This is a genomic window from Aporhodopirellula sallentina SM41 (assembly GCF_000346505.1).
Classification (GTDB): domain Bacteria; phylum Planctomycetota; class Planctomycetia; order Pirellulales; family Pirellulaceae; genus Rhodopirellula; species Rhodopirellula sallentina.
In genome coordinates this window covers 1-4,408 of record NZ_ANOH01000432.1, presented here as the reverse complement: position 1 = coordinate 4,408, position 4,408 = coordinate 1, and the positions used below count along the sequence as shown (strand labels likewise).

Here is a 4,408-nt window from a genome sequence, read left to right as displayed (position 1 = left end):
CACGTGCCACTCGCCTTTGCCGGTCGTTTCGCTAGGCGTCCACTGCATCAAGACTTGAATCTTGTCTTTCACCTTGCCCGTCGGGTCCACCCAATAAGTGTCGACACGTTCGTTGTTGTATTTGACGAACACACGTGGCGGTTCGGCGAGTTCCCATGGGATGTTCGGACCGGCGTTCTTCACCGAGTCCACCAGACCGCTCTCGGTCACACTCTCCATCGACTCGCGAGCCACCGGGTCTTCCGCGTACGCCTTCTGCAGGTTCATTTCGCTGACCTGGCGATTGCGTGCCTCTTTGCGCAGCTCCAACGCCAACTCGTAGTCACCTCGCCCGACGAGCTTCAAATACTCCCGCGCAAAGTAGACTCCCTGATCGCCCATCGTTTTGCGTTTGGCCAACGGGATCGTGACGCCCGCGGCGCCGAAACCGCACGCCAACAACAATCCGATCACCGCGACGGTTGTCCCGGCGGGCCGCTGGCCGGACCACTTCCGCAGTGCGAAGATGCCAAATCCGATCGCTGCCAACGGCAGGATCAACATCTGCCACGCCACGGTCGCCGCAAAGCTCAACATTCCCAAGATCAAACAAACCACACCGCTGGTGCGAAACGGCGGAATATCGTCAGCGGAGGCTTCTTCGTAACCGACCTCGGCACCCATTCGGGGCACATCGAACAGGCTATCGCCCAGAATCTTCGAGTCGGACTTGGATTCGGGCACCGAACTACCGGTCGAACCGGAATTCTTCTCAGGGTCTGTCATGAAACGCGGCGAATAACTGGCGTGAATTGACGGGAAAGAAAACAGACCCGCGTTACGCAGCGTTTCGCCCAATGGTTTGCCCAGCGGCGAGATTCTGCGAAGAAACTCCTAATTGCTCGCAAAGCCAACCGGCCGCCCGGCCAGACGCCCCCGGTAATCCGTACTGCTCCCGCAGCTTTTCCAGGTCCATTCGCACCCGGCGATAGTAAAACTGATCTCGCAGCATCGCGGCGGTCGTCTCAAACAGAAAATCGATCGCCGGCTCGGGATCTCCCACCGAAACGAACTCAGGAAACACCTTCCGATCGGCCATCAGGTTGGGCAACGTCACGCTGTCAACTCGCAGGACACGCTTGCCGACCGCGTGCAAGATCCGCCCGACTCGATAGATCACCGCCGCCGGCGTCCCACGAGCCATCAACTCGAGACTCACCGAACCGCTGACCATCATCGCACAGTGTGCCGCCTCGATGATTTCCGAGGTGCGGTCGACGTAAAAATCGATCGGCAGCGACCGGTCTTGCTCGGTCAACTGATCGCGGCACCACAAACAGTGCCGATCCCGGTAGGCGGCCACCGCATAGCGAACGTCCGTGTCTTGCTGGTCGCCGCCCTGATTTTGCAACCGCCGGATCGTCTCGAGCATGATCGGGAAATTGTTCTTCACCTCGTGATCACGCGACCCCGGCAGCACCGCGACCGTCCGAGGCGCCGCCGCGTCGCCCTCGGGACTCTCCGCGGAGAGCCGCCGCATCAATTCCGCGTCCAGCTTTTTCTCGGCAACCGCGTCAAAGAACGGGTGCCCGACGAAGGACACCGGTATCCCGCGCTCGCCAAAGAACGACGTTTCGATCGGCAGCACCGTCAGCACATGGTCAACGCTGCGACGCATTTTCTTGACCCGCCACGCGCCCCACGCCCACAACTGCGGCGGACAGTAATAGTAAACCGGAATGCCATATTTCTTCGCCCGTTTGGCGATATGCCAGTTAAAGCCGGGGAAATCGACCAACACCACACCGTCGACGCATCCGCTCGCGAAAGTCTGCTCGGCTTGGTCGGCAAACCGGAAAAATTCTCGTAACTTCGGCAACACCTCGACCAAACCGACAACGGCGTGTTGCGTCAGGTCGAGATCGAGCGAGCAGCCGGCCGCCTGCATTTCCGGGCCACCGAACCCGCGACAATCCACTTTCTCGCTGCTCGATCGACTCCGCAACTCCGCGATCAATCTCGCCGCGTGCTGGTCGCCGCTGGGTTCGCCGACAGAGAAAAAGAGTGTTTTGGTCACCACAGTTGCCTTGGCCATCAGGAACGTCTCCGATCAAAGGAGACCTCGGTCTATCCGGAATTCATCCCCCTACGGATACGAAATTGCGCGGCCGCGTCGCAAGAGATCATGCTGATCCGGCTTCCGCCGCCCCGCAAACCGGCCTGCTCTATACACTCCATCTGCCCTGCCGTCGCATTTCGTCAACCAGGCGTCGCAAACTGTTCCAAAACCGGCATCGTATCGGCTTAGGTTACCCATCTGCCGCTTGCGCGCCGACAAGGGCATCCCTGGTCACATCGATCGGAACCCCGGCGTCGCACTTCCGTAGCCCCACCCGCGCGGAACATCTGCCATTTCGCTCGCCTTACTGCCTTCGAATTGACGACAGCCTCCAAACCGAGTCCGCCCCAAATGATTCTCAATCGCTTTCGCGCTCACCGGTCACCCCTCGCACGCCTTGCCCTCGGCACCGGTCTCTTGATTGCGTCGGTACTCACCCACGCATCCGCCGCAGAAATCCACGTCAGCCCCACGGGCAGTGACACCAACCCGGGCACGCCAGACTCGCCCGTCGCCACCCTGGCTCGCGCGAAAGAACTCGCATCGCGGTTCGCTAGGAAAGAAAGCGTAACGGTCCGAGTCGCGGACGGCGTTTACTACCTCAGCGACACACTGGTTTTCTCTCCATCGGACTCAGGATCGGAACAGCATCCGGTTACCTATTCCGCGGTTAACGAGGGCGGCGCGATCCTGAGCGGCGGCCGACGCCTGGACCTGGCGTGGAAACCTTATCGGGACGGAATCTACTCCGCCCAAACCGGGCCGGACCTTCAGATCGACCAACTGTTCGTCAACGGCACGAACCAACGCATGGCGCGGTACCCCAACTACGACGCGTCGAAGAAAACCGCTGCCTACCAAGGGTTCGCCCCCGACGCGTTTTCAGAAGAACGTGCCGCGGGATGGGCCGATCCGACGGGCGGATTTATCCATGCGATGCACCGTTCGCGTTGGGGCGGATACCACTACCAAATCACCGGGAAAGATGACTCCGGCGAAGTCACGTTCGAAGGCGGATGGCAAAACAACCGTCCCTCGGGAATGCACCGTGACTTCCGCATGGTCGAGAACATTTTCGAAGAACTCGATGCCCCCGGCGAATGGTATCACGACGCGGACCAACAAACGCTCTACTACAAACCCGCCACTGACATCGATATTGAGAACGCGGTCGTGGAAGTCGTGCGTTTGCGTCATCTGATCGAATTCCAAGGCTCGGCCGAACAACCGGTCCGGTTCGTGACCCTTCGCGGCTTTGTCATCCGGCACGCCGCGCGAACGTTCATGGACACCCGCGAACCGCTCCTGCGCAGCGACTGGGCGATCTACCGCGGCGGAGCGATCTTCCTGACCGGGACCGAAAACGTCAGCATCCTCGACACGGAGTTCGATCAAGTCGGCGGCAATGCAATCTTCTTCAGCAACTACCACCGTCACGCGGTCGTCAAAGGATGCCACATCCACGACGCGGGCGCCAGCGGCGTGTGCTTCGTCGGCGACCCCGACGCGGTGCGTGACCCGTTGTTCGGTTACGGCCAGAAGAATGATCTCGCAAAGATCGACCGCACCCCCGGCCCGAAAACGGAAAACTATCCATCGGACTCGGTCGTTTCCGATTGCCTGATCCATGGCATCGGCCGTGTCGAACGACAACCGGCCGGCGTCCTCATCGAAATGGCCGCTCGGATCACCGTCAGGGATTGCTCGGTCTACGATTGTGCCCGCGCGGGCATCAACATCGGCGACGGCGCCTGGGGCGGACATGTCATCGAACGATGCGATGTCTTCGACACCGTCCAGGAAACCCACGACCACGGATCTTTCAACTCGTGGGGCCGCGACCGATACTGGCGTAGCGACCGAAATACTTCTCAGGTCGCGATCGATCGAGAACCCAGCCTGCCGTTCCTCGATGCCGTCGAGACCACCGTCATTCGAAACAGCCGGTGGCGTTGCGACCACGGCTGGGACATCGACCTCGACGACGGATCATCGAACTACGACATCTACAACAACCTGATGCTCGCCGGCGGACTCAAACTACGCGAAGGCTTCCGCCGCCGCGCGTGGAACAACATCACCATCAACAACGGATTCCATCCACACGTTTGGTACAACAACAGCGGCGATGAGGTCTTCTCGAACATCTTCATGGCTGCCGCACGCGGTGCCCGGATGCCATCGGAAAAAGCCAAGGGCAAACGGGTCGACGGCAATCTGTTTTATTCTCCCGATCCCAACGCACGTGACCGATATCGCAAATTCGGATGGGACGTCAATTCCGTTGTGGGTGACCCCTTATTCGTTGAT

The 4,408-nt window shown here is 60.1% G+C and carries 3 protein-coding genes; 1 reads left to right on the top strand and 2 read right to left on the bottom strand.

Annotated elements, in window-relative coordinates; genetic code table 11:
• The coding region (locus tag RSSM_RS28075; RefSeq protein WP_081613913.1) for a hypothetical protein at window positions 1-765 on the bottom strand (765 nt) is incomplete at its 3' end.
• Between the two features lie 52 nt (window positions 766-817).
• Window positions 818-2,074 carry a lipid-A-disaccharide synthase gene (locus tag RSSM_RS28070; RefSeq protein WP_008687788.1) on the bottom strand — a complete coding sequence of 419 codons (1,257 nt, stop codon included), beginning with the start codon at window positions 2,072-2,074 and terminating at the stop codon, window positions 818-820.
• A 375-nt stretch (window positions 2,075-2,449) separates the two neighbouring features.
• On the opposite strand from RSSM_RS28070, the gene RSSM_RS28065 reads away from it, so the two are divergent.
• Window positions 2,450-4,408 (top strand): right-handed parallel beta-helix repeat-containing protein (locus RSSM_RS28065; RefSeq protein WP_008687787.1); only part of this gene is annotated, 1,959 nt, incomplete at its 3' end.

Excerpts from the sequence above, each read along its gene's own strand:
- RSSM_RS28070 (WP_008687788.1), bottom strand. The coding sequence starts at position 2,074 with ATGGCCAAGGCAACTGTGGTGACCAAAACACTCTTTTTCTCTGTCGGC.